General features: G+C 45.9%; 16 protein-coding genes, 3 rRNA genes and 3 riboswitches. Of the genes, 18 read left to right on the forward strand and 1 reads right to left on the reverse strand.

What is annotated here, in order from left to right:
* Positions 1–13 precede the first annotated feature (13 nt).
* From NYE58_RS03640 to NYE58_RS03725, 18 genes are all read left to right on the forward strand, one after another.
* The gene (locus NYE58_RS03640; protein WP_341001102.1) at positions 14–1,387 is read left to right on the forward strand and encodes a polysaccharide deacetylase; all 1,374 of its coding nucleotides are present in this window, start codon (positions 14–16) and stop codon (positions 1,385–1,387) included.
* Between the two features lie 132 nt (positions 1,388–1,519).
* A complete protein-coding gene (locus NYE58_RS03645) occupies positions 1,520–2,878 on the forward strand; it encodes a DUF58 domain-containing protein (RefSeq protein ID WP_076305524.1) in 1,359 nt (452 codons plus the stop codon).
* A complete protein-coding gene (locus NYE58_RS03650; RefSeq protein ID WP_341001104.1) occupies positions 2,847–5,186 on the forward strand; it encodes a transglutaminase family protein in 2,340 nt (779 codons plus the stop codon). Before NYE58_RS03645 ends, NYE58_RS03650 begins: the two co-directional genes overlap by 32 nt.
* Before the next feature lie 162 nt (positions 5,187–5,348).
* Positions 5,349–6,887 (forward strand): glutamine-hydrolyzing GMP synthase, encoded by a 1,539-nt coding sequence (gene guaA / locus NYE58_RS03655; RefSeq protein WP_036679874.1) that lies wholly within the window; start codon positions 5,349–5,351, stop codon positions 6,885–6,887.
* Positions 6,888–7,032: 145 nt separating this feature from the next.
* A complete protein-coding gene (locus tag NYE58_RS03660; protein ID WP_341001106.1) occupies positions 7,033–7,497 on the forward strand; it encodes a hypothetical protein in 465 nt (154 codons plus the stop codon).
* Between the two features lie 202 nt (positions 7,498–7,699).
* Positions 7,700–7,799, forward strand: a riboswitch (purine riboswitch).
* A gap of 122 nt (positions 7,800–7,921) precedes the next feature.
* Positions 7,922–9,322, forward strand: a complete 1,401-nt coding sequence (locus NYE58_RS03665; RefSeq protein ID WP_036679893.1) for an NCS2 family permease — start codon at positions 7,922–7,924, stop codon at positions 9,320–9,322.
* Positions 9,323–9,722: 400 nt separating this feature from the next.
* Complete coding sequence (locus tag NYE58_RS03670) at positions 9,723–11,978, forward strand: glycosyltransferase 87 family protein (protein WP_341001108.1); 2,256 nt, start codon at positions 9,723–9,725, stop codon at positions 11,976–11,978.
* Positions 11,968–13,746, forward strand: coding sequence for a phospholipid carrier-dependent glycosyltransferase (locus NYE58_RS03675; protein WP_341001110.1), 1,779 nt, complete (start codon positions 11,968–11,970; stop codon positions 13,744–13,746). The genes NYE58_RS03670 and NYE58_RS03675 overlap by 11 nt, the downstream gene beginning before the upstream one ends.
* 97 nt (positions 13,747–13,843) lie before the next feature.
* A complete protein-coding gene (locus tag NYE58_RS03680) occupies positions 13,844–14,824 on the forward strand; it encodes a glycosyltransferase family 2 protein (protein WP_036679898.1) in 981 nt (326 codons plus the stop codon).
* Entirely contained in the window at positions 14,814–15,218 is a 405-nt protein-coding gene (locus NYE58_RS03685) for a GtrA family protein (RefSeq protein WP_081383522.1), read from the forward strand. Before NYE58_RS03680 ends, NYE58_RS03685 begins: the two co-directional genes overlap by 11 nt.
* A gap of 102 nt (positions 15,219–15,320) precedes the next feature.
* Complete coding sequence (locus NYE58_RS03690; protein ID WP_254848855.1) at positions 15,321–15,986, forward strand: class D sortase; 666 nt, start codon at positions 15,321–15,323, stop codon at positions 15,984–15,986.
* Between the two features lie 113 nt (positions 15,987–16,099).
* Positions 16,100–16,182, forward strand: a riboswitch (cyclic di-GMP riboswitch).
* A gap of 74 nt (positions 16,183–16,256) precedes the next feature.
* A riboswitch (cyclic di-GMP riboswitch) is annotated at positions 16,257–16,337 on the forward strand.
* 13 nt (positions 16,338–16,350) lie between these two features.
* The gene (locus NYE58_RS03695) at positions 16,351–17,160 is read left to right on the forward strand and encodes a transglutaminase-like domain-containing protein (RefSeq protein WP_341001113.1); all 810 of its coding nucleotides are present in this window, start codon (positions 16,351–16,353) and stop codon (positions 17,158–17,160) included.
* A gap of 367 nt (positions 17,161–17,527) precedes the next feature.
* Positions 17,528–19,085, forward strand: a 16S ribosomal RNA gene (locus NYE58_RS03700).
* Positions 19,086–19,317: 232 nt separating this feature from the next.
* Positions 19,318–22,244 (forward strand): 23S ribosomal RNA (locus NYE58_RS03705).
* Positions 22,245–22,372: 128 nt separating this feature from the next.
* Positions 22,373–22,489 (forward strand): 5S ribosomal RNA (rrf, locus tag NYE58_RS03710).
* Together the 16S, 23S and 5S rRNA genes form the textbook arrangement of a ribosomal RNA operon.
* Before the next feature lie 238 nt (positions 22,490–22,727).
* On the forward strand, positions 22,728–23,480 hold the full coding sequence (locus NYE58_RS03715) for an acyl-[acyl-carrier-protein] thioesterase (RefSeq protein ID WP_076148044.1): 753 nt from the start codon (positions 22,728–22,730) through the stop codon (positions 23,478–23,480).
* A 223-nt stretch (positions 23,481–23,703) separates the two neighbouring features.
* Positions 23,704–24,264, forward strand: a complete 561-nt coding sequence (locus NYE58_RS03720) for an RNA polymerase sigma factor (RefSeq protein WP_340397706.1) — start codon at positions 23,704–23,706, stop codon at positions 24,262–24,264.
* Complete coding sequence (locus tag NYE58_RS03725) at positions 24,239–25,426, forward strand: DUF4179 domain-containing protein (protein ID WP_076278145.1); 1,188 nt, start codon at positions 24,239–24,241, stop codon at positions 25,424–25,426. The genes NYE58_RS03720 and NYE58_RS03725 overlap by 26 nt, the downstream gene beginning before the upstream one ends.
* Positions 25,427–25,532: 106 nt before the next feature.
* Here NYE58_RS03725 and NYE58_RS03730 read toward each other — a convergent pair whose 3' ends face one another.
* Positions 25,533–26,450, reverse strand: a complete 918-nt coding sequence (locus NYE58_RS03730; RefSeq protein ID WP_076278146.1) for an AraC family transcriptional regulator — start codon at positions 26,448–26,450, stop codon at positions 25,533–25,535.
* Positions 26,451–26,464 lie beyond the last annotated feature (14 nt).

Here is a 26,464-nt window from a genome sequence, read left to right on the forward strand (position 1 = left end):
GGAGGTAGAGAAGATGAAAGGTAACAAAAACACTCACGGCCGCCGAAACTTGATAAGCGGATTGCTTGTTATGGTTGTAATCGTCATCGTAATGCTGGGATGGAACGCAGGGGAGAGTGTAGATTCTTGGATGAATCGTTCATTACAGTCCGCAAGTGCGGAGTCTGTCTCTGTTAAGAATAATCTCCCGTTAGTGGCGATGCAAGAATTGCCTCCTAAAGCAGAGTCCATTGTGACTGCTTCTCCAGAAGTTAAATTGAATTCCAGTACGGCACAAGTATCCAAAGTGTCGACAACATATTCAGCAATTACGGCCGCAAAGAAAGCTTCAAAAACGGTCTATATTACATTTGACGACGGACCGAGTGACAATACCTTCAACGTTCTAAAAATTTTACAGCAGCAAGGTGTGAAGGCGACCTTTTTTGTCCTTGGTAATCAAGCGAAAAGCCATCCAGAGCTAATTAATGCCATATGGGAACAAGGACATGCTATTGGCAATCATACCTATAATCATAATTACCATGATTTATATAGTGGATTCACTGAATTTTGGAGCCAGATTAAAAAGACCGAAGAAATTGTTCGGGGCATTACAGGGGTTCGCCCACAACTTATCCGCGCCCCGGGCGGAACCTTTGATCACTTTGATAATACCTACTTCAATTTGTTGAAGCAAGCCGGTTATATCGTTACGGATTGGACGGTGGACAGCGGGGATTCTAAACGCAAAGGGGTACCGGCGTCAGAAATCTTAAAAGAGTCAACTGCAGATCTGAAGTCCTCTCGGGTTATTCTTCTGCTGCATGATGGCGGCGGCCATCAGGAGAGTGTTAAAGCACTGCCTGATATTATTGCGCGTTATAAGGCTGCTGGGTACAGCTTTGGCCTTTTAGATGAGACGGTGGAGCCTGTACAATTCAGAGTCTCCTCAAAAGCAAATAGCTTGGGCAGAGTGAAACCTTCGGAAGCTTGGATCACCTCGAATATCATACCGAATGCAGAGCTGTTTGCGCCCGGCAAACCTTTGGTGCTGGAGGTTGGAAAGCTGGAGACGAAGCTGGCGCCAGGTGAATATGCTCTGCAAAAAGGGAAATATATGGTGCCACTTCGCGCTGTGATCGAACGGTTGGGAGGGCAGATTAGTTGGGATGCGGGCAGTCGCAGTGGGAAGATTGCCTGGAACGGCAAAGATATCATCGCGGATGTGGCGAACAAGGAACTCCTGTTAAATCTTCCTGATCATGTTCAAAAGATAAACGGTGCCAGTGTGGAGATGATTGGCGGTTCTATCTGGGTATCGCTGCGTGAGCTGCTGGAGACAGCCGATCATCCTCCTTTAAATATAAGCGTTACGGAAGGTGAGCGCCGGGTAATAGCCTTCTGAGATTTAGCGCTCAGGCAGTTTTTTTAAAAGAAAAAAACAATGTCTGGGCACCCTTTTTCATGGGAAGAATAGATAGTAATAAGTTCCTCAGCTGGGAACAAGTCTAGACCCAAAGGAAGGGTGTTCGTTCCATTGTCCTCTTCAAAAAAAGTAGAACACAAATTAAATAACAAGACTGAAAGAGTTAGAAGCTATCCGCGTAGCCGTAGTGCGTTGGGTGAATGGCTGCGGATGCTGGCTGTGGCTGGAATTATAGGTGTTTTATATGCATGGCGCGGAGGCGCATCACTCTTATTTCTGCTGATCGCTGTAGGCGTTATCATGGTTGGCGGACTGATTGTTCAACTTTCAGGTCCACGGGCGATAAAGATTGAACGGACAATCACTCCAGTAAGACCGATAGCTGGAAGTACATTGCTTGTGAAGGTGCGGGTGAATTTCTCTGCCCGGCTTCCACTGCCATGGCTGACTATCGCTGATTTTTGGGGGGACAGAGGACATCACAAGCTACTGTTTCCGGGATTCAGACGCTCTTTTGAATACACCTACCTTCTTGAGAATATGCCGCGGGGACATCATCATTTGCAGGGCTGTAGAGTAACCTGGGGAGATTTGCCCGGCTGGTTCACAGGCCGATCTGAGCCTGCTGAAGAGCATAGCGTTAAAGTGCTGCCAGCCCCCCTATATTATGGCGGAGCAGTCCCGGACAGCGGCTTTATTAGCGGTGATTCGCGCTATTCCAGAAGGGGAAGAAGCAGCAATGATGAGACCATGGAATCGCGGGAATATGAGCCCGGTGATCCGCTTAGCCGAATTCATTGGAAGAACAGCGCCCGGCTAGGAAATCTGCAGAGCAAAGTTCCGGAGCGTGAAAAGGCAAGAATGAGCTGTATCGTGTTGGCTAATGATCCCAAAAGCTATGAGATTCCAGCCAATGCACTTACACCTCGTGGCAGTCGGGAGGAGCAGCCTCCGGTATTTGAGAAGGCGGTGTCAACGGCGATGGGGCTGATGCTCTTTGCTGAGCAGTCAGGTGCTTATGTCCAGTTATTTAGCGGAGGCTGGCCGGAAGGAATGGCTAGGCATGAAGGACTGGGTAAAATCCCAGGGAGAGTGCTGGATATTCTAACTGATATTTCTCCGAATGGAACAAGAACCCTGTCCGAGCTGTTGGAGGATGCTTCTAGAGGCTGGATTCCGGGAATGACCGTTGCTATAGTGACCGGAAGATTAGAGGAACAATCCGCTAAGGTTATCGCTAAATTCTTAGTGCAAGGTGTAAAAGTTGAGCTCTATTATGCTTGGGATCAGCCAGCTCCGCTGCCTGCTGAGGTAATGCTGCAGGAGATCCGCCAGCCTGTGCGGGGAACGGTCGGGGATAGTCTGGGTCGTCTGGGAGCACGGATGTTTTGTCTGGATGATGCATTGCCAGCTTACAGGCTCAGGGAGGTAGAGTACCATGAATCATCCGGAAAACCAACGCTACGGTAAGCGGATACCGGGTGACACAAGCTTCTCTATGAATGAGCACAGTGGGAAGGAACCAAAGCAGCTCCATTTGGAAAAACTGGAGAACAGTCATGCCGGTAAACAGAGAAATATACCTCTGTATTATCGCATGCTGTTCTCTTTGGCTATTTTGGGGCTGTTTTTAGAATGGCTGCTCCCTTTATATAGAACGACTTCATTGGAAGATACTGCTAGATTGCTGCAGATTCTGATGATTTCTGCTGCCGTGCTGTTGATGTGGGGAATCCTTCAGATTCCCGGGTGGCTATTGCTAAGTATCCAATGTTTGATGATCGGAACAGCTTGGCTATATCTATGCAGCGAGAGCGTAGGGACAGGATGGCTGGGCATTTATGCAGTAGAAATTCCAAATGATCTGATTTTGCTCTTTTCCGGGCATGTTTCTCAGCTAAGCGAGATCAGCAGACTTTTGATTTTGATTGTTGGCTGGGGGCTGCTGGTATCTTCGGTGCAGCAGCTTGCACTTTTCAGAGGTAGTACGCTGCTGTTTACAGCGGTGACCCTCATTTATCTATTAGTTCTGGATATTGGCTTTGGCGTTAATACGACAACGGATGTTGTAATATCAGTGGGGCTTATTGTATGGATGCAAGCAATGAGTGGTTTGCTCCGTCTGCGGGAACGGGTGGGCAGCATTCACCTGCCGTATGCCCGATGGGGAGTTTTGGCATTAGCGGCTGCTATATTCGTTATGATGACAGCATGGTTTGGTGGGCAGGTATATGAAGTACGACCGCCTAACCAAACTACACTCCAGTCAACCTTTGAAAAGCTGCAGGAATGGGCTTCGGGCCATATGCCCGAAGATAATGAGGCTATACCTGCAGGAACAACAGGGTATAGTACAAATGATGGAGAACTGGGTGCTCCATTATCACGCAATACCGAGCCAGTCTTCACAGCGTTGACCAGTCAGCGTACCTATTGGCGCGGGGAAAGCATTGCCTACTATGACGGTCGCCGTTGGATCAGAGGTGGTGAGGAGTTTACTCCGCTTAACTTGTCCAGCCTGCCTCAGATTCCGGCGACGGTAACCACCACTAATGGGGGGCGGACTTTGCAACAGCGGATACAATTTGCTATTCCCTCTTCCGGTGGAATTCCTGTATTCAATGCGGGTACCCTAACAGATGTTGAGACAGTTCAACTATCCAATGGCAGCCAGCTTGGTTATGTTCTGGCGAATAAGGACAGGGATACCTTTCGTCTGCCAGATTCGGTGGGGTCAACTCGGATTACTGAGTATATAGTTGATTCTATACTTCCCGAGAGTAATCCAGTACTGCTGCGCGGGTTGGGTGACGCTGATCCACAAGAAATAAAGAATAAATACTTGCAGCTGCCTGATTTATTACCTGAGCGAGTGAAAGCTCTGGCAGAGAAGCTCACAGCTTCCTCGGGCAACCGATATGATTCCGCAACCGCCATTCGGGATTATTTGCAAAACGGGTATTCTTACACGCTGGATACCATGGTTCCGCCAGCTGGGGCTGATTTTGTGGATCATTTCCTGTTTGAGACCAAACAGGGTTACTGTGTGCATTTTGCCACAGCGATGACCGTATTGCTGCGAAGCACAGGTATTCCAGCGCGGTATGTTCAAGGTTATGGACCTGGAACCCAGCAGGAGGAAGCCATGCCGGCGAAGTATTTAGTCACCCAAGGGGATGCGCATGCTTGGGTAGAGGTTTATTTTGCCGGCGCAGGTTGGGTTCCTTTCGATCCGACGCCGGGTCCTGCGCTTGCGGCTGGCTTCCCTGCGCCGGCACGGCCTGCGGCCCCAGCAGTCGCACCGCAAGCAACGCGCAGCGCGGAACTGCCCGCCCTGCCGCTGGCGGGCGGGCCCTTTTCAGCGCCGCTCGCTGCCGCGGCGCTGCTTCCCGCCGCCGCTTGGCGCTGGCGGCGCAGCCTGGCTCTGCTGCTGGCCGCGCGTCGCGGCAGCAGCTTGAGCCGTGAGAGGCAGCTGCGCGCGGCCTCTCTGGCTTGGCACGGGCTGGCGGAGCGGTTTGGACCGCCGCCGCCCGGCGTTACTGGCAGGGAGTATGTGGACTCCCTGCGGATTTACGATGCCGGACTAGACGTGGCCGTCCGGCAGTTTGTCCGCCAGTGGGAGACCCTGGCGTACGCGCCAGCTTCGGCCTCCACAGCCGTGATCTCTGCCCGCGACAATCCCGTAGACTCCGCTCCCGCCCTTGGCGGCGAACCTTCGGCTTCTGATGCGGCCGCGTTTATTCGCGAATGTCTGCTCATTACCTTCCGTTTAACATAAACGGCTAATAACGCTTAGATCCGCTATCTAATTTATGCCATAGCAAGGAAGGTTCTGCATGAAGTTTTATCACTCTCTGATTATGAGAGGCGTGTCCTCCTTTCCTTGACGATGAGAATTAACCATGAGTATAATGAATCCAATAATCAAGGGAGGCACGTAATGAACAAGCCAAATGAAATTATCGTCGTTCTCGATTTTGGGGGACAATACAACCAACTTATCGCGCGCAGAATTCGGGACCTGGGAGTATACAGCGAACTTTTGCCGTACAATACGCCAGTTGACAAGATTAAAGCACTTTCGCCTAAAGGAATTGTCTTCTCCGGCGGACCTAGCAGTGTATACGCTGAAGATGCACCACACGTAGATCCGGCTATTTATGATCTAGGAGTGCCGATCTTCGGTATTTGTTATGGTATGCAGCTGATGGCTCATCAGCTTGATGGTAAAGTAGAACGTTCGGCTAAACGGGAATATGGTAAAGCTGATGTTGACTTTGCAGAAGGAACTGCTTTAGTTGCAGGATTGGAGAACCGCCAGACTGTATGGATGAGCCACGGTGACCATGTAGTTGAGCTTCCAACAGGCTTCAAGCTGGATGCAGGTACAGAAAGTGCTCCAATTGCAGCAATGAGCAACGCGGAGCGCAAACTGTTCGCTGTGCAATTCCACCCAGAAGTACGTCACTCCGTTCAAGGTAACGAGATGATCTCGAACTTCTTATACCAAGTTTGTGGTTGCGACGGCAAATGGACAATGGAATCGTTTATCGATGAAGCCGTTCAAGATATTCGCAATCAAGTCGGAGATAAAAAAGTACTCTGCGCTCTTAGTGGCGGAGTGGATTCTTCCGTTGTGGCTATGCTTATCCACCGTGCAATCGGAGATCAATTGACCTGTATGTTTATTGACCACGGCCTTCTGCGTAAAGGTGAAGCAGAAAGCGTTATGGAGACTTTCGTAGGCAAATTCGATATTCATGTAGTGAAAATCGATGCACGCGATCGCTTCATGAGCAAACTTGCAGGTGTTGAAGACCCTGAGCAAAAACGTAAAATCATTGGTAACGAGTTTATCTACTGCTTCGACGAAGAGTCAGCTAAGCTCGGAGATTTTTCTTTCCTTGCACAAGGTACGCTTTATACGGATATCGTTGAGAGTGGAACAGCTACAGCGCAAACCATTAAATCCCACCACAATGTGGGCGGCCTGCCAGAAGATATGAAATTCAGCTTGATCGAGCCGCTAAACACCTTGTTTAAGGACGAAGTTCGTAAACTCGGTGAAGAGCTTGGCATGCCACGTGCGATCGTATGGCGTCAGCCTTTCCCAGGTCCAGGTCTTGCTATTCGTGTCTTGGGTGAAGTAACAGAGGACAAGCTTACCATCGTTCGTGATTCTGACTACATTCTGCAAGAAGAAATTGCTAAAGCGGGATTAGACCGTGAAATTTGGCAATACTTCACTGCCCTGCCTAACATGAAGAGTGTCGGAGTTATGGGTGATGCTCGTACGTATTCCTACACAGTAGGTGTTCGTGCAGTAACTTCCATCGATGGCATGACCGCTGACTGGGCACGTATCCCATGGGATGTTCTTGAGAAAATCTCTGTACGTATTGTCAACGAAGTTGAGAATGTAAACCGGGTAGTGTATGACATTACTTCGAAACCACCTGCAACGATTGAGTGGGAATAGCATATAGCAATAAGAAACCTGCAGCTCCTTATTTATTAAGGGACTGCAGGTTTTTTTATTAACCGTGAAGCTTGTGACGGACCCTATATAGCAACTTTAGAGAATGTGATAAACTGGGAAAAATAAACTTACAGGAGCCATTAGAATGGGATTCTCACTTATTGGAACACTAATAGCTATGGTTATTCTTGCCCCAAGTTTACTGATGATTAAGTTTCCGCCCGATCATGTTCCCAGCGGTTTAAAAGATGCCGGCATCTTTTACACTCTTTTGGAGAGAGTAGGGCAGTTGGGGTGTATAGCCATTCTTGCGATTTCAAAGGATGACTTTGAAAATGTAGAATTCGGGATCTGGGCTGCACTTATCTTTGTGTTTATCACGATTTATTACGGTTTATGGATTCGTTATATGGTTAAGGGACAGCAATTCAGATTATTATGGGCTCCATTATTGTTTCTTCCGATTCCCATGGCAGTTCTCCCTGTTTGTGCATTTGGATTTGCGGCTATATGGGGCAGATCTTTCTGGTTGGGTATTGCAGTGATTTGTTTAGCTATAGGGCATTTTGTTAATTCTTGGCATAGCTATCAGTATTCCAAAGGGCAATAAGCCAGGGAACACCGAAATTGTTTTATAGGGAAAAATACCCATTTGATAAGGCTTTTGATAGTTAATAAGCTGCATGTTTTAAAGGATTTTGGGGTTGAAGTTAAAGATAAAAATGTATGAATTACGAACAATAGAAAAAATAAAGTCGAAAATGTTCGCTTTTTTCATTGACAACTTATGTGATGTCCACCTAAAATGATAAAGCACAACAACATAATTCTTTCGTATATTTCCGGGAATAGGCCTGGAAGTTTCTACGAGGTCACCGTAATGACCTGGCTACGATTAAGAAGAGCTGAGCAACCCGTATTGTCCTGAATCTAGGGCTATAGTCATGGGTGCTACTCTTTTTTTCGAGCCGGTGTCGATCAGATACCGGCTTTTTGTTGCTGTCAGCCACAACATACCTTAGGGGGAGAACAATTTGAATCGGTTTTTCAAGTTGAAAGAGAACGGCACTACAGTACGTACAGAGATAATGGCCGGCTTGACTACGTTCATGGCTATGGCTTACATCCTGTCGGTTAATCCGAGCACATTAACAGCATTTGGCCGCATCGATATGGGCTGGTACTCTGTATTTCTAGCGACTGCGCTGGCAGCAGGTATTTTCACCATTGCAATGGGCGTGTTTATAAACTTTCCAGTAGCATTGGCACCAGGTATGGGACTTAATGCATACTTTGCTTCCGTAATTTTGTCTTCTGCAACCTCAGAACATCCATTCACTTGGCAAATGGGTCTGACCGCAGTATTTATTTCCGGTTTGATCTTCATCCTGCTCACGGTTACCCGAGTGCGGCAGATCTTACTGACAGCCATTCCTGACAGCTTGAAGCATGCCATTACCGTAGGTATCGGGATGTTCATTACAATCCTTGGGCTTAAGAACAGTGGTTTGATGACGATTGGTGTCGAAGCTGGTAAAGATATTTCCGCCAATACATTCACAGATGTCCTATCCTTTGAAACAATTATTCATATGGGTAGCCTAGAGAACACTGATGTACAATTGGTAATTATCGGATTGCTTCTTATTTCCATCCTGATGGTACTGCAAGTTAAAGGTGCGATTTTATTCGGTATCTTGGGTACAACCCTCGCGGGTATACTGATGGGTGTAGTTGATTTTGGCTCATTGTCCAGTCCGACAACCCCTTGGGTGCCTGACCTGACGCAATTGAACTTTTTCGAGTTTGACTGGGATGGTATCCTGCACACCGGTATTGTTTCAGCAATCGCAACATTCACTTTTGTAGAATTGTTCGATACATTTGGTACACTTGTAGGTACTGCTCAACGCGCTGGTATTATGGACAACCCTGAAGAAGGTAACAAACGTGTAGGTAATGCAATGTTTGTCGATGCCATTGCTGTTGCTGGTGGTGCGGCATTGGGTACTTCCACTACTACTGCTTTTGTAGAAAGCGCGGCAGGTGTTGCTGAAGGTGGACGTACAGGTCTTACAGCTGTAACAACGGGTGTGTGCTTCTTGCTTGCGTTGTTCCTTGCACCAATAGTAGCTCTGATCCCTGGATCTGCTACAGCCGCAGCATTGATTGTCGTAGGCGTGCTCATGGCACAATCGATTCGCGAAATTGATTTTCAAGATATGGTTGTTGCGATTCCAGCGTTCCTTACTCTAGTAATCATGCCTTTCACTTATAATATTGCTAATGGTATTTCCTTTGGTATCGTAACTTATGTAATCCTTGCTTGTGTAGCTAACCTTGCTGGCAAGAAAAAATACGATATTCACTGGATGATGTGGGTACTTGCTATTCTGATTATTCTCCGTTATGTATTTCTTGGTAGTGCGGGCTAACTCATATATAGCATACAGATGTGCATTCAACGGCTCCTTCATAACTGAGGGGGCCCTTTTTTTATATTTTTGTTGGCACTTAACCATTCAGCCTAGTCTATGTTTCTAGCTTTTCATCATCTATGATTTAGATTATATTGTTGAAGAGGTGATGTTCAGGACGAGGCAGCCTTGGCGTTAGAGTCCAATTTGTTCCCTCCTTGATCCTGATCTCTGTTTATTTTGTACTGAAAATACTTCAAACCCCTAGGTGGTCCTATGGTCTTACCATTTTGTTAGTTCTCTCGCTTTATGCTGATAGAATGGCCTGTTTTTTTGCTCCGGTATTTGCTTTAGCCACTGCGATTCTTCTATTCTATATAAGAGTCTATATAAGAGCCTTGAGGCTTAGGGCGATCCTATGGAATGGAATATTGTGGATGGAAGGGTCTGCGATCCAGATAAGGTTAACATACCCTATATTTATATGCTCTTTTATGAGAAAATCAATCCAAATGATTTCTTAGCAACGGTGAAATACACTAATTCGGGAGCTGTTTTTCAGAAGGGATATGCTTTTGGCTGGACTAAGATGAATATAGGACGAGGTGAGGTTGGGACGATGATCAAGAGTACACGTGCGGCCGTAATGACTGTATTGATGCTGTTATTGTTTGTGCTTCCTGTAACAAGCATTTATGCAGAGGGGAATCTATTGCAGAACCCTGGCTTTGAGGAGGGGGGAGATGATGCGCCTTCTAACTGGACTAAGGATATGTGGATTTCAGGAGACAACTCAGCTCTACTTTCAATCCAATCGGAGGAAGTTCATTCCGGCAGCAAGGCGGCAGTCATTGAGAATATCGAGCCCAATCATTCGAAATGGGTGCAGACGATTGAGGCTACGCCGAATAGTTATTATAAAATCTCTGGATGGATCAAAGTAGTAAGTACAGCAGGCGAGGGAATGGGCGCCAACATTCTTGCCGTTGGAGTAGGCGGGGGGTATCCCAGCGTAACTGATACGGCAGGTGAATGGCAGTATCTTGAATATATCGGCCAGACAGGACCGGTGCAGAAGTCATTTGGCATAGGCGCAAGTCTGGGCGGCTACTCTAGCTTGATTCAAGGTAAGGCTTATTTTGATGATTTTGCTGTAGAAAAATTAGACGCGGCTCCCGAAGGGGCTAACGTTATTTCGCTGGATAGTTCAGCGGTTAGTCCAGATGCCGGCGACAAAAAGGCAGACACTCCACATAAAGTATCTCCAACTAAGATGTTGCTGATCTCAGCGCTGTTTAGCGTGTTTTTTGCAGTGCTTTATACTAAGGCATTCCGTAGTGAGAAGCTTATGAAGCAGCCTGAGAATATTTATTCCAAATGGCTGAGCATTGCCATCGGAATTGCTTTTATCCTGAGAGTATGGATTGGTCTTACCGCGCAAGGATATCAGAATGATATGAATACCTTTATTTCTTGGGGACAGCGTATGGTGGATTTAGGTCCAGGCAAATTTTATGAAGAAGGTTATTTTGCCGATTATCCTCCTGGCTATTTGTACATATTGTACGTGCTTAGCGCCATTCGTGGCGTTTTAGGATTCACTCAGGGCTCAGGTGGAGAGAATTTGCTCTTCAAGCTCCCTGCGATCCTTTCTGATTTGGTGCTCGGCTACTTCATTTATCAAATGTCACGCAAAAAACTCGGCACAGGAATAGCTTTCGGCTTAATGTTGTTGTTTCTGTTTAATCCAGCGGTACTTATTAATTCAGCGGCTTGGGGACAAGCAGATTCATTCTTTTTGATCTTCCTGCTGCTCAGTATCCATGGCGCTGCGAACAAAAAGTTTGTTCGCTCCGCAATTTTGTTTGCCTTAGCGACGCTAATTAAACCGCAAGCGTTGATATTCACGCCGGTATTGTTGTTTGCTTTTTATCATCACCGCGCTTGGAAGCAGCTTGGATTCGGAGCTTTGTATGGATTAGGGATCTTCGGATTGCTTGCGGCACCGTTTTTCTGGAATAACGGAGGTCTGGTAGGGATTATTGATCTTTACAAGAGTACGTTATCTTCCTATCCGTATTCTTCAGTGAATGCATTTAATCTGTATGCACTGACTGATCCGATGTGGTCATCCCTTGATCTAACCTGGCTTGGCATTCCATACCGTGTATGGGGCTTCATATTTATTTTAGTGGCTGTAGCTGTTGCGGCATTTTATTCCTTTAAAAAGGATCGCTTGGATCTGACCAAATCCTATTTTATCGGGATGGTGCTTATAGTAGTGGTCTTTGTGCTTGGCACCAAAATGCATGAACGTTATATGTTTCCTGCTCTTATTCTTTGTTTGTTTACTTATATAGAAAGTCGGGACCGCCGCTTTTTATCGCTATTTCTCGGATTCAGCTTAACGCAATACATCAATGTGGCGTACACCTTATCCCACCTGAATGCAGATGTTAGCCCGGGTGCAGACGGAATCGTATTAGTGACTGCTATAGCTAATCTAGCATTGCTGCTTTATATGCTGAATATCGGATACGATTTGTATGTCCGCAAGGGAATAAAACCTCTTCCAGCGCCAATTACACCGGAAGAACAGTATGAAGAAGATTTGAGAGTTGTCGGGCAAATTAAACTGCATCAGAAGGGAGGGCGATTTAACGATGAAGTTTAAGCGTATAGATTGGATATGCATAATAGCTATCACGGCCGTTTACGCAGCGCTTGCTTTATATAATCTTGGCTCTACTAAATCTCCAGAGACCTTATGGGAGCCTGCTGCCAGTGGTGAAAGCTTCTATGTAGATTTGGGGCAGAGTAAACCATTGGAACGGGTCAATATCTTTGGTGGCGTGGGCACGGGTAAGTTCAAGCTGGAATTCAGCGACAATCCTGAGGTCTGGAGCAGTCCGATGGATGTCAGTGAGGATGTTGGGAATGTCTTCATCTGGAAAAGCCAACCCCTGAACGTTACAGCGAGATATGTGAAGTTAACAGTTACCTCTCCAGGGTTCACTTTGAACGAAATGGCCTTTTATGAGCAGGGGGGAGAAAGAATCCCCCTTCCTATTGCCGGTGTGACACCGGATGCTAACGCTGTACCTAAAAGAGGAGCAGCGGCCAATCTTTTTGACGAGCAGGCGCTCATTCCGGAATATTCTAACTTTATGAATAGCACTTATTTTGACGAGATCTATCATGCGCGAACAGCTTATGAATATACGCACGGGATTGTGCCTTACGAGAATACGCATCCACCGCTTGGTAAGCTGTTAATTGCCATAGGTATGGAGCTGTTCGGGGTCAATCCATTCGGCTGGCGTATTATCGGAACATTGTTCGGAGTTGCCATGTTACCTCTCATATATGTAATGGCGCTTCGTTTGTTTAAGAAAAGCAAATACGCCGCCCTCGCGGCAGGATTGTTTGCACTGGATTTCATGCATTTCACACAGACAAGAATCTCCACGATTGACGTATACGGAGTATTCTTCATTATGTTGATGTTCTATTTTATGCAGCGGTATTACACAATGAATTTCTACAAGCAGCCTTTAAGAAAAACATTAATTCCGTTATTCTGGTCTGGCTTATTCTTCGGAATCGGCGTAGCTTCGAAATGGATTGTGCTCTATGGAGGAGCAGGGCTGGCCATTATGCTGGCTATCTCCCTTTTTGAACGCTACAGAGAATACCAAGCCTCCGGACGCCTGCTGGCAGAGGGGAAGATTAAAGACAAGGAATTGCTGAGCACCTGTCGTGAAGCAGTAGATTCTTTTTGGAAAAAGACTATTATTACGTTGGCTAGTTGTATCGGGTTCTTTGTAATTATTCCAGTAATTATTTATAGCTTATCTTTTGTGCCGGGGTTATCTGCATCAGCAGAGGGCTTCACTATAAAAGGTTTGATTGATTCCCAAAAGAATATGTACAACTACCACAGTCAGCTTGTAGCTACACATCCCTTTGCTTCCTCATGGTGGCAATGGCCGTTTATGAAGAGACCGGTCTGGTTCTTTAGTGGCGGTGAAGGTTTGCCGGAAGGTCAGGTCAGCAGTATAGTGACTATGGGGAATCCTCTTATCTGGTGGACGGGTATTTTTGCGATGCTGGCAACACTGTGGATTACGCTGAAACGTAAAGATAAGAATCTCTACATGATTTGGATTGCCTTCTTCTCGCAATATGTTCCGTGGATGCTTGTCCCAAGAGAAACATTTATTTACCATTATTTTGCTATGGTGCCATTTATGATTCTTGGTATTGTATATATAATGAAGTTGTTGGATACTAAATTCCCTGAGGCCCGTTACGTACAGTATGTCTATGTAGCTGTTGCTTTGCTGCTCTTTATTGCTTTCTACCCGGTACTGTCAGGGATGCAGGTCAGTGGAGATTACGTGAAAGATATGCTGCGTTGGTTCCCTACTTGGGTTTTCTAGGATTTAATAAAAATCTATAAAATAAGTTTATGCATGCAGCGTTATTATGAAGTGTAGATGGATGTAACGCTCCAAAAAGCTTGTAGGAGGAATAAAGGTGAAAGCCAGATATAGTGTGATTGTACCCATGTTCAATGAGGAGCAAGTAATTAGCCATACTTATGAACGTTTGAAAAAAGTAATGGACGAGTGTGGCGATACTTATGAGCTGGTCTTCGTCAATGACGGCAGTCGTGATCGTTCCGCCCAGATGATTCGGGAGATCTGTGAACGAGACGAGCATGTCAAGCTGATTGACTTCTCGCGTAATTTCGGACATCAGGTAGCGATTACAGCTGGCATGGACTATGCCGAAGGTCAAGCGGTTGTTGTTATTGACGCTGATCTTCAGGATCCTCCGGAGGTCATTCTGCAAATGATCGAGAAGTGGAAAGAGGGCTACGACGTTGTATATGCGAAACGCCTGAAGCGCCACGGAGAAACGATGTTCAAAAAGGTCACCGCGAAGCTTTTTTACCGCCTGCTCAGCAGTATGACAAGTGTAGATATTCCTACGGATACAGGCGATTTCCGTCTTATTGACCGTAAGGTATGTGATGTCCTGCGGGGACTTAAAGAAAAGAACCGCTATGTCAGAGGTTTGGTGAGCTGGGTTGGCTTCAAGCAGACTATGGTGGAATATGAACGGGAAGAACGTTTTGCCGGAGAAACCAAATATCCGCTGAAGAAAATGATTCGTTTTGCGTTAGATGGCATCACCTCTTTTTCACATAAGCCGCTTAAGATTGCTACGTATATTGGATTCTTCCTTTCATTCTCTAGCTTTCTCTATTTATTTTTCGTCTTGTTCCAAAGGATATTTTTCACCTCCTGGACGGTTCCGGGCTGGGCTTCCATTGTAGGTGTCAATCTGCTCTTTAACGGTATTGTTCTGATGCTGTTGGGTGTGATTGGGGAGTATATCGGACGGATTTATGACGAGTCTAAAGATAGACCGCTATATATTGTTAGTGAGACTAAAGGCTACCAGAACGAAGAACAACTGGACCGCCGGAAGGACCACAATGATGTCAGATAAGAACTTGCGCGCTGCATTCATACAGTTCCTCAAATTTAATGCCGTAGGTTTGCTCAATACGCTTATTGATTTTGTGATTTTCACATTGTTGAATTCACTAGGGATGGTATACGCATTGGCGCAGGTGATCTCCTATAGTGCAGGCACGGCGAATAGCTTTATTTTGAATAAAAAAGTTACCTTTCGTGATCGCAACCGGGGGAATAAAGAAGGCTTCGACCGCGTACAGCTGGTCAAGTTTATCGTGCTGAATCTGGTAGTGCTCGGAATATCACTGTTGTTAATGCATCTGTTGACAGACAAACTAGGTATTCAAGTCTTGATCTCCAAGGTGCTGGTTACCTTTATCACGGTGATCATCAATTTCTTTGGAAGTCGTAAATGGGTATTTTAAACATTAATTTCAGGCAGAAGGAGTTGCTATGCTTAAAGGCAAGTAGCTGTTTCTGCTTGATTTGTATATAACCATAGAAACAATATACGGAGGTGAATAACATTGCGTAAATTCTCCTATCTACTCATACTGGCTGGGATACTTATCATGTTATATCCGACAGCTAACGAGTGGTACAACGACAGGCAGCAGGAGAAGTTATTAGAAACGGCTGAACTAAGCACTGCCGATAGTACTCCCCAGCCAGATCTGAAGAGCAGGTATGCTGAAGTTACTCAGCTGTTAGCAGAGGAATCGGTTCTGGATGCCCAGGCACAGCCCCAACCCCAAGAGACAGAAAAGCCTGAACCGGAGATTGCAGTCGGTGGCAAAGTAATCGCATTAATTGAAATCGATAAGATTGATTTGAAGCTGCCTGTATTAGAAGGGGCTACAAAAGCTAATATGAAACATGCTGCAGCCCATATGAAAGAAACGGCACCCCTTGGAGAGATCGGGAATGCTGCAATCGCGGCGCATCGGGCTCGAACTACGGGTCGTTTGTTTAACAGATTGAATGAGGTTGTTGTGGGGGATGTTATCACGGTAAAGACTAGTGATCAGGTGTTTAACTATGAGGTGTATGATATTTCTGTTGTAGATCCGAGTGATGTCTCCGTTCTTGACGGGAATGACAAGGATAAGATTCTTACTCTGATTACATGTGATCCGCTAGTGAATCCAACGCATCGGCTGATTGTTCATGCCAAATTAACAAAAGGAGAATAGTGAATGACAAGAAAACACAAATACCGGGAGATATTTATAAAATAATGGGTAATCTAGTAAATTAGGTCTTGTTCACAACTATAAATATGATAGTATTATACTATGAAAGCTAAACACGATAACGGCAAACCTTCCGAAAGGTAGGGACGCAAAGCTAAAGGGCCTTTTCCCGAAAGGATGGCAGCCAGCTACCGAATGAAGAGGCTTTTTTTGTTTGTTTCAAATGGATTCTATCAATTATATCTAGTAAAGCTAGAACAGATAGAGCTTATACGATAACGGCAAACCTATCGAAAGGTAGGGACGCAAAGCTAAAGGGCCTTCCCGAAAGGATGGCAGCCAGCTACCGAAAGGAGTTTTATCCGTGAAAAAGGTTTATTTTATGCTGGTGGCGTTGTTCGTCCTAACGACTTCAGTTCCGGTAAGTACAGCTCAAGCTGCAAGTGCAGATGCCAGCTGGTTGATTACATCCAAAGTGGCTCAAGGTGTTATTGGTATTAACTATGATATTCCGAAAGATAAAAGAATCAAACTCATGATCACCAAAGATAACAGCAGCTATACATATAACTTGTATGCTTCTGGACAAGCTGAGGACTTCCCTTTGCAACAAGGAAATGGGACTTATAAGGTTTCTGTTCTGGAGAACACAACCGGCAATAAATACAAAGCATTATATTCCGAAGTAGTAGACGTAACCATGAGTGACTCGAATTCCGTATATTTGGGCTCCGTACAGAATGTGAAATGGAGTTCTTCTGATAAAGCGATTGTCAAAGCTAAACAATTAGTACAAGGCAAAACAACAGACGAAGAGAAAGTTAAAGCGATCTATAACTATGTAGTTGCGAATGTACAATATGATTACTCTCTTGCTAATAGTGTAACTACTGATTATATTCCAAGCATCGATAAGACATTGACTACTAAAAAAGGGATTTGCTATGATTACGCTTCTCTTTTTGCCGCAATGCTGCGGAGTGTAGATGTTCCTGCTAAGTTGGTAATGGGGAATACAAGCTACGTTACGCAATATCATGCATGGAACGAAGTGTTGCTTAATGGGAAGTGGGTTACCATTGATACTACAGTGGATGCAGGACTTGCAAAGAGTGATAAGAAAACCGATTTAATTAAAGCCTCAAGCAAATATACTGCGGCAAAATACTATTAAGTTCGTCGCTAGAAACATAACTCTATTAAATAAACAACTAGCTTAATTATTAAGCTAGTTGTTTATTTTTATATTAGGGGTTGCTTTTCTATTAATAGTTGGGGTATTATAGGTAAGCGTTGTTAGACAGCGTACAGGCGATACAGACGAGGCTGATAAAAAGCTTCAAAAAATAAAGCTTGCATTTCTGAAAACAACATGATATATTATAAGAGTTGCTGCTGAGACATTAAACGGCGCCAACGAGAACTTGATCTTTGAAAACTGAACAACGAGTGAGTAGGAAATCACGTAAGTGAAATCCAAAATTAGAGAATTAATTTTCTCGTCAGATGTTTCAAAATGAGCATATCGCTCTTTTCAATACTAATTGGAGAGTTTGATCCTGGCTCAGGACGAACGCTGGCGGCGTGCCTAATACATGCAAGTCGAGCGGAGTCATTTTGAAAGCTTGCTTTCAAAATGACTTAGCGGCGGACGGGTGAGTAACACGTAGGCAACCTGCCCTTCAGACTGGGATAACTACCGGAAACGGTAGCTAATACCGGATAATTTCTTTTTTCTCCTGAGAGAAGAATGAAAGACGGAGCAATCTGTCACTGAGGGATGGGCCTGCGGCGCATTAGCTAGTTGGTGGGGTAACGGCCCACCAAGGCGACGATGCGTAGCCGACCTGAGAGGGTGAACGGCCACACTGGGACTGAGACACGGCCCAGACTCCTACGGGAGGCAGCAGTAGGGAATCTTCCGCAATGGGCGAAAGCCTGACGGAGCAACGCCGCGTGAGTGATGAAGGTTTTCGGATCGTAAAGCTCTGTTGCCAGGGAAGAACGTCCGGTAGAGTAACTGCTACCGGAGTGACGGTACCTGAGAAGAAAGCCCCGGCTAACTACGTGCCAGCAGCCGCGGTAATACGTAGGGGGCAAGCGTTGTCCGGAATTATTGGGCGTAAAGCGCGCGCAGGCGGCTATTTAAGTCTGGTGTTTAAACCTTGGGCTCAACCTGAGGTCGCACTGGAAACTGGGTGGCTTGAGTACAGAAGAGGAAAGTGGAATTCCACGTGTAGCGGTGAAATGCGTAGATATGTGGAGGAACACCAGTGGCGAAGGCGACTTTCTGGGCTGTAACTGACGCTGAGGCGCGAAAGCGTGGGGAGCAAACAGGATTAGATACCCTGGTAGTCCACGCCGTAAACGATGAGTGCTAGGTGTTAGGGGTTTCGATACCCTTGGTGCCGAAGTTAACACAGTAAGCACTCCGCCTGGGGAGTACGGTCGCAAGACTGAAACTCAAAGGAATTGACGGGGACCCGCACAAGCAGTGGAGTATGTGGTTTAATTCGAAGCAACGCGAAGAACCTTACCAGGTCTTGACATCCCTCTGAATCTGCTAGAGATAGCAGCGGCCTTCGGGACAGAGGAGACAGGTGGTGCATGGTTGTCGTCAGCTCGTGTCGTGAGATGTTGGGTTAAGTCCCGCAACGAGCGCAACCCTTAACTTTAGTTGCCAGCAAGTAATGTTGGGCACTCTAGAGTGACTGCCGGTGACAAACCGGAGGAAGGTGGGGATGACGTCAAATCATCATGCCCCTTATGACCTGGGCTACACACGTACTACAATGGCCGGTACAACGGGAAGCGAAGCCGCGAGGTGGAGCCAATCCCATCAAAGCCGGTCTCAGTTCGGATTGCAGGCTGCAACTCGCCTGCATGAAGTCGGAATTGCTAGTAATCGCGGATCAGCATGCCGCGGTGAATACGTTCCCGGGTCTTGTACACACCGCCCGTCACACCACGAGAGTTTACAACACCCGAAGTCGGTGGGGTAACCCGCAAGGGAGCCAGCCGCCGAAGGTGGGGTAGATGATTGGGGTGAAGTCGTAACAAGGTAGCCGTATCGGAAGGTGCGGCTGGATCACCTCCTTTCTATGGAGAATCGTTCTCTGCAATGAGGACATTCAAATCGGAAGCTAAGCTTCCAAAACTCAGGTTTAGGCCTGTTACTCACTCGTTGCTCAGTTTTGAGAGTTTAAGCTCTCAAGTAAGACTTGATCCTTGAAAACTGGATACCGAAACGAATTTGCGTTTTAGAACATCTTTTAGCAACTTGTGCAAACAAGTAAATGTTATTAGTGAGATTTTTCTTCGGAAGAATCAAGGTTAAGCTAATAAGAGCACACGGAGGATGCCTAGGCGCCAGGAGCCGACGAAGGACGTGGCGAACAACGAAACTGCCTCGGGGAGCTGTAAGCAAGCTTTGATCCGGGGGTGTCCGAATGGGGAAACCCAGCTGTGGTAATTCGCAGTTACTCATTTCTGAATACATAGGAAATGTAGAGGCAGACCAGGGGAACTGAAACATCTAAGTACCCTGAGGAAGAGAAAACAATAGTGATTCCGTCAGTAGCGGCGAGCGAACGCGGAACAGCCTAAACCTAAGAGCTTGCTCTTAGGGGTTGTGGGACGTCTCACATGGAGTTACAAAGGAATATGGTAGGCGAAGAGGTCTGGAAAGGCCCGCGATAGAGGTAAAAGCCCTGTAACCTAAACTGTATTCTCTCCGAGACGGATCCCGAGTAGTGCGGGGCACGTGAAACCCCGTATGAATCCAGCAGGACCATCTGCTAAGGCTAAATACTACCTGGCGACCGATAGTGAAACAGTACCGTGAGGGAAAGGTGAAAAGCACCCCGGAAGGGGAGTGAAATAGAACCTGAAACCGTGTGCTTACAAAAAGTCAGAGCCCTATTAATGGGTGATGGCGTGCCTTTTGTAGAATGAACCGGCGAGTTACGTTTAACATGCAAGGTTAAGCCGAGAAGGTGGAGCCGCAGCGAAAGCGAGTCTGAATAGGGCGAATTAGTATGTGGACGTAGACCCGAAACCGTGTGATCTACCCCTGTCCAGGGTGAAGGTGCGGTAACACGCACTGGAGGCCCGAACCCACGTACGTTGAAAAGTGCGGGGATGAGGTGGGGGTAGCGGAGAAATTCCAATCGAACTCGGAGATAGCTGGTTCTCCCCGAAATAGCTTTAGGGCTAGCCTCGGTATAAGAGTAGTGGAGGTAGAGCACTGATTGGGTGCGGGGTCCGCAAGGATTACCAAGCTCAGTCAAACTCCGAATGCCATATACTTATTGCCGGGAGTCAGACAGTGAGTGCTAAGATCCATTGTCAAAAGGGAAACAGCCCAGACCATCAGCTAAGGTCCCCAAGTGTGTGTTAAGTGGGAAAGGATGTGGAGTTGCACAGACAACCAGGATGTTGGCTTAGAAGCAGCCACCATTGAAAGAGTGCGTAATAGCTCACTGGTCGAGTGACTCTGCGCCGAAAATGTAACGGGGCTAAACACACCACCGAAGCTATGGCTAGATACGTATGTATCTGGGGTAGGGGAGCGTTGTGTAGGGGTTGAAGGTGTACTGAAAAGAGCGCTGGACACTACACAAGTGAGAATGCCGGTATGAGTAACGAAAAGATCAGTGAGAATCTGATCCGCCGAAAGCCCAAGGTTTCCTGAGGAAGGCTCGTCCGCTCAGGGTAAGTCGGGACCTAAGGCGAGGCCGAAAGGCGTAGTCGAAGGACAACAGTTTGAAATTACTGTACCACCGTAATCCGCTATGAGCGATGGGGTGACGCAGGAGGGTAGTGACGCGGACTGATGGATGTCCGTCTAAGCAGTGAGGCTGATGTGTAGGCAAATCCGCACATCGATAAGGCTGGGCTGTGATGGGGAGCGAAAATTATAGTAGCGAAGGTCATGATCTCACACTGCCAAGAAAAGCCTCTAGCCAGGAGAAGGTGCCCGTACCGCAAACCGACACAGGTAGGCGAGAAGAGAATTCTAAGGCGCGCGGAAGAACTCTCGTTAAGGAACTCGGCAAAATGACCCCGTAACTTCGGGAGAAGGGGTGCCCCGGTAGTGTGAATAGCACGAGGGGGCCGCAGTGAAAAGGCCCAAGCGACTGTTTAGCAAAAACACAGGTCTGTGCGAAGCCGCAAGGCGAAGTATACGGGCTGACGCCTGCCCGGTGCTGGAAGGTTAAGGGGAGTGGTTAGGGGTAACCCGAAGCTATGAACCGAAGCCCCAGTAAACGGCGGCCGTAACTATAACGGTCCTAAGGTAGCGAAATTCCTTGTCAGGTAAATTCTGACCCGCACGAATGGCGTAACGACTTGGGCGCTGTCTCAACGAGAGATCCGGTGAAATTTTAATACCTGTGAAGATGCAGGTTACCCGCGACAAGACGGAAAGACCCCATGGAGCTTTACTGCAGCTTGATATTGAATTTGGGTACGATCTGTACAGGATAGGTGGGAGCCGTAGAAATCGGAGCGCAAGCTTCGGTGGAGGCGCCGTTGGGATACCACCCTGATCGTATCTAGGTTCTAACCTAGTGCCCTTACCGGGTACGGGGACCGTGTCAGGCGGGCAGTTTGACTGGGGCGGTCGCCTCCTAAAGAGTAACGGAGGCGTTCCAAGGTTCCCTCAGAATGGTTGGAAATCATTCGCAGAGTGCAAAGGCATAAGGGAGCTTGACTGCGAGACCTACAAGTCGAGCAGGGACGAAAGTCGGACTTAGTGATCCGGTGGTACCGCATGGAAGGGCCATCGCTCAACGGATAAAAGCTACCCTGGGGATAACAGGCTTATCTCCCCCAAGAGTCCACATCGACGGGGAGGTTTGGCACCTCGATGTCGGCTCATCGCATCCTGGGGCTGAAGTAGGTCCCAAGGGTTGGGCTGTTCGCCCATTAAAGCGGTACGCGAGCTGGGTTCAGAACGTCGTGAGACAGTTCGGTCCCTATCTGTCGTGGGCGCAGGAAATTTGAGAGGAGCTGTCCTTAGTACGAGAGGACCGGGATGGACGTACCGCTGGTGCACCAGTTGTTCCGCCAGGAGCATGGCTGGGTAGCTACGTACGGACGGGATAAGCGCTGAAAGCATCTAAGCGTGAAGCCCCCCTCAAGATGAGATTTCCCAATTAGTAAGACCCCTTGAAGACGACGAGGTAGATAGGTTGGAGGTGGAAGTGCAGCAATGCATGGAGCTGACCAATACTAATCGGTCGAGGGCTTATCCTATACTTAGGATGCAAATTCGTTTCGGATTCAGTTTTCAGGCATCAAGCCTGAAATACGCTTAGAAATTCATTCTCACTTCTGGTGAAGAACCGAATTTCACGCGGCAGCGTCTGTTTCACAGATGCATGTTTGGTGGCGATAGCGGAGGGGTTCCACGCGTACCCATCCCGAACACGACCGTTAAGCCCTCCAGCGCCGATGGTACTTGGACCGAAGGGTCCTGGGAGAGTAGGACGTTGCCAAGCACACGAAGCCATTGTTGATTTATCAACAATGGCTTTTTTGTTCCCTTTATCACTTAATTTAAATAATGTGGATAAGTTATGGGGAATTAACGGAATTATAAAAGTTACTAACATGTGGATGAAATAATAAAATATATTCAAAAATGAAAGTAGTCCCCAATTTATGTGGATAGAGCAGTGGTATATGTGGATACTTCAAGTAAATGCAAGGATATTTTGCATGGCAGGAGGATAAACAATGGACAACAGTAGCAATCTTGTGTGGATAGAAGATTTTTCTGTACATGCGAGCGACACGGATTATCGTTCGCAGGGTAAGTTATCCTTTATTCTGGATATCATGCAATGTGCGGCAGACTTCGCAGTGGGTAATTTGGGGATAAGTGTGGAAGAAATTCTGAATGCAGGAATGGGCTGGATGATGATCACGTTAGATCTTGATTTTAAACGTATTCCCCGCCCGAATGATGTGCTCAGCGTACATACCTGGAGTAAAGGAACTAAAGGGGCACTGTGGCAACGGGATTATCGTATTTTCGATGCAGATCATATAGAAATCGCCACAGCACGATCCATATGGGCTTTAGTAGATATTGAGAAGAGAAAGATACTTAGACCGAATGCCCTTCCGGTTCAGGTTAAGCACTATAATGGCGATTCAGTAGGCGATATGCCTGTTAAGGTAACGATCCCTTCTGATATTACTATGGAAGAAGCTTATCGGTATCAGGTAAGATATAGTGGGCTGGACAGCAACGGACATTTGAATAATGCCCGATACGGGGATTTATGTTGTGATGCGCTCACTTTAGCGGAATGGGATAATGCAGAGTTCACACGCTTCCGGATTACTTATCTACAAGAAGCTAAGTTTGGGGATGAACTGACTATTTTACGTTCAGCTGTAACGGATGATGGTATATATGTACGCGGTCAGAATAGTGATACTGTATATTTTGAAGCATGTATAGCGTTAAAAAGTGTCAAATAGTACGAATAAGTAAGTAATTTATAAATATGGAATATTATTATAAAAGCGATTTCTCCGAAAATCAATCGGGGCAATCGCTTTTTTTATTGAAAACGGATGATGTTTCTAACATATTTGGAAAATTTTTTTGAGCCTGTCACAATTAAAGGGATCACATTCGTTATATAGTTGTAGTCAATAACAAGGAGGTGATTCTTTGGAACGTCGCAGCCCCGGGGTCCAAGTGAATCAAACAATAATTGAAGAGGCTATCGATCAGGTTCTTGCGGGTAACCGCGAAGCCTATAGAACTATAATACAAGCCTATGAAAGAAAGATTTATACGTATTGCTATTATATTTTGAGAAGTCATGAAGAAGCAGAGGATGCTGTGCAAGATATATTTGTAAAAGTGTATCAGGAACTCAGACGTTATGAGAAACGAGTCTCTTTTAGTGCATGGCTGTATAAAGTGGCCTATCATCATTGTCTGGATCAGGTTCGCAAACGCAAGCGAAGAAACCGTCTGTTGTCGCTATATAAAGAGCAGCAGCCCAAAGCCTATTATAATCCTAACGATGAGGAGCCATTGCAGAAGTTATTTATGGATGACCTGACAGCCGAAGAGAGCAATCTCCTGATTCTTAAGGTGGTTGAGCAGTACAGCTTTGAAGAAATGGGTCAGATTATGGATTGTAATTCAGCTACTTTACGCAAGAAATTTGAACGTCTACGCAAAAAATTAGTCCGGCAAAGAATGAATGAAGGAGGCAGCCCTCATGGAGAAATGGCAAGATCCAACTGAAAGTCAGAAGATGGAGCACATTCGTCAAACATTCCAAAATCATGAAATGCCGGTAGACAGTTTCAGTGATTCAATTATGAAGCGAATAGGAGACGAGGGAATGGAAAAACGAGCGTCAAGAAAGAATGGAAATAAGTTTCTGAAAAAATCATTGGTGGCTGCCTCGGCAGCAGCAGTGTTGGGTGCAGGGATAATCGGTAGCGGATTTGTATCCCCGGTCATGGCAGAAACATTGAAGCAGATTCCTGTTGTAGGAAGTATTTTTAAGGGGATTGACGATAAAGGTCTAAATGCTGCTGAGGAAAAAGGATTATCTACTGCCCCTAACCAAAGCGTTACCCATGATGGAGTGACCTTAAAGGTTACCGATGCCTATTATGACGGCTCGCGGTTGGCTTTTGCGATTGAACGGGAAGGCATTGATAATGATAAGATGATGGCTGAGATGATTATTGAACCGATTGAGTTCGATCCATCGCTAACAGAACAACATGCGAAAGTGACAATGAACCAGTCCGAAAAAGGGTTGTTGGGTTCAGCAGAAGTGAAATTGCCGAATGGGAAAAAACTGGAGAGCCAAATGTCATCTTTTGGTGATGTTGAGGGAAAAAAGAATGCTATTTTATACGATTACAGAAATCTAAATAATATAGAGGCTTTGGGGGATGAATTTGAATTAAGCATCAGTGTGCCGGTTACACAAATTGCAGAGCCTTTTGTAATCAAGGTGCCGGTGAAAAAAGTAACGGAAGGAATTATCAAGCTTGATCTGAACCAAACAAAAGAGGCAGAAGAATTCAGTTATACGATTACCAAGCTGGAATTAACTCCAGCCACAAGCAGATTACAGCTCAGCGAAGAAGGTAAAGCGCCAACTGTGAAAGAAAAGGATGGATACACAACCTCTGAAATGTTCTATGAAATTGTTGATGAACTAGGTAATGCGTTCTCATCGGGTGGGTCATTTAACTTGCCAGCTATAGTCTATCCTTTGGTAGATAAAGATTTCATACCGTTCGCGCAAACACCAAAGACAATTACAGTTAAGCCGTTTACTTACTCCATTGATGAAAATCATAAAGCATTAAGGGATGAAGAAGGAAAACAAGTTAAACATTATTATCCGGAGCTTGAACAAACGATTCAGGTGGAGCAAAAGTAACTATTAATCCCATAAGCAAAAAAAGCCCGTATCTGCTATGCAGACACGGGCTTTTTGTTAAAAAATGAGAATTAATAAGCTAGAAAACTATAATATCTTTATATTTCTAAGAGTAACGGTTGTCATCTATAAAAGACGACAACGTAGTCTCTTCTTGTAAAAATTCTAATGGAATGTAGATTTCACTCACCGAGTTTTCGTTATCTGGTCCAAGGTACAATTCACCATAATATTCTAATTCAAATGGAATGGACATCCTGTATTCTGTTTTCGGCAGCCAGATTCCGTAGATATATTTATAGGTAGAAGGGATATCACAAGAGCGGCCTTTATGGATGAATTTCAGATAACGTATGGGTGGTAAGATCTGAAGGGGGAAAGTCTGATTGTGGTCTGCTTTTATAGGACTAAGTTCGCAGGCACACATGATCGAAAACCCATTACTCTCATAGTCATCTGGCCAGAAGCCAAGCTGATAATATTTTTCAGGCTGTATTCTATCCGATATAGTGGCTACCTTATTGAAAAGCAAAGGCCAAGTATCAGAAATGACGGAGAAATCATGGTCTACTTTAACTACGGGTCCTTGAAGTATAATTTCTCCTAAATCAACGAGTTGGGGGGAGAGATCACTATCAGAAAGGACTTGAAGTAGATCCTGTTCATATAGTCTAGGGAGCAAAGGGAGTTTCGTTTCAGTAAGTCTTTTTCGAACAAGAGAGGGAGTCGTGTGCAGCATTCTTTTGAAGGCACGGGTAAAGGTCTCATAGTTACTAAAGTTATAGTCTAATGAGATGTCCTGGAATGAACGTTCTGGCATTCGATGAATGTCTAAGGCTGCTTCAGTGATTTTGCGTCTGGCTATATAGTCGCCGGGTGCTACCCCAGTGACTGCTTGAAATAGACGGGTGAAATGATAAAGGGAGTATCCCATTTCTTTGGAGAGGACAGCTACAGGAAGAAACGTAGTTAAGCGATCCTCAATGAGATCTAAGGCTTGAATGATTAGTTGGCGATTGTTCAAGAGATGTCCTCCCA

Origin of the sequence: Paenibacillus sp. FSL L8-0708 (assembly GCF_038009325.1) — a bacterium.
Lineage (GTDB): Bacteria > Bacillota > Bacilli > Paenibacillales > Paenibacillaceae > Paenibacillus_AQ > Paenibacillus_AQ odorifer.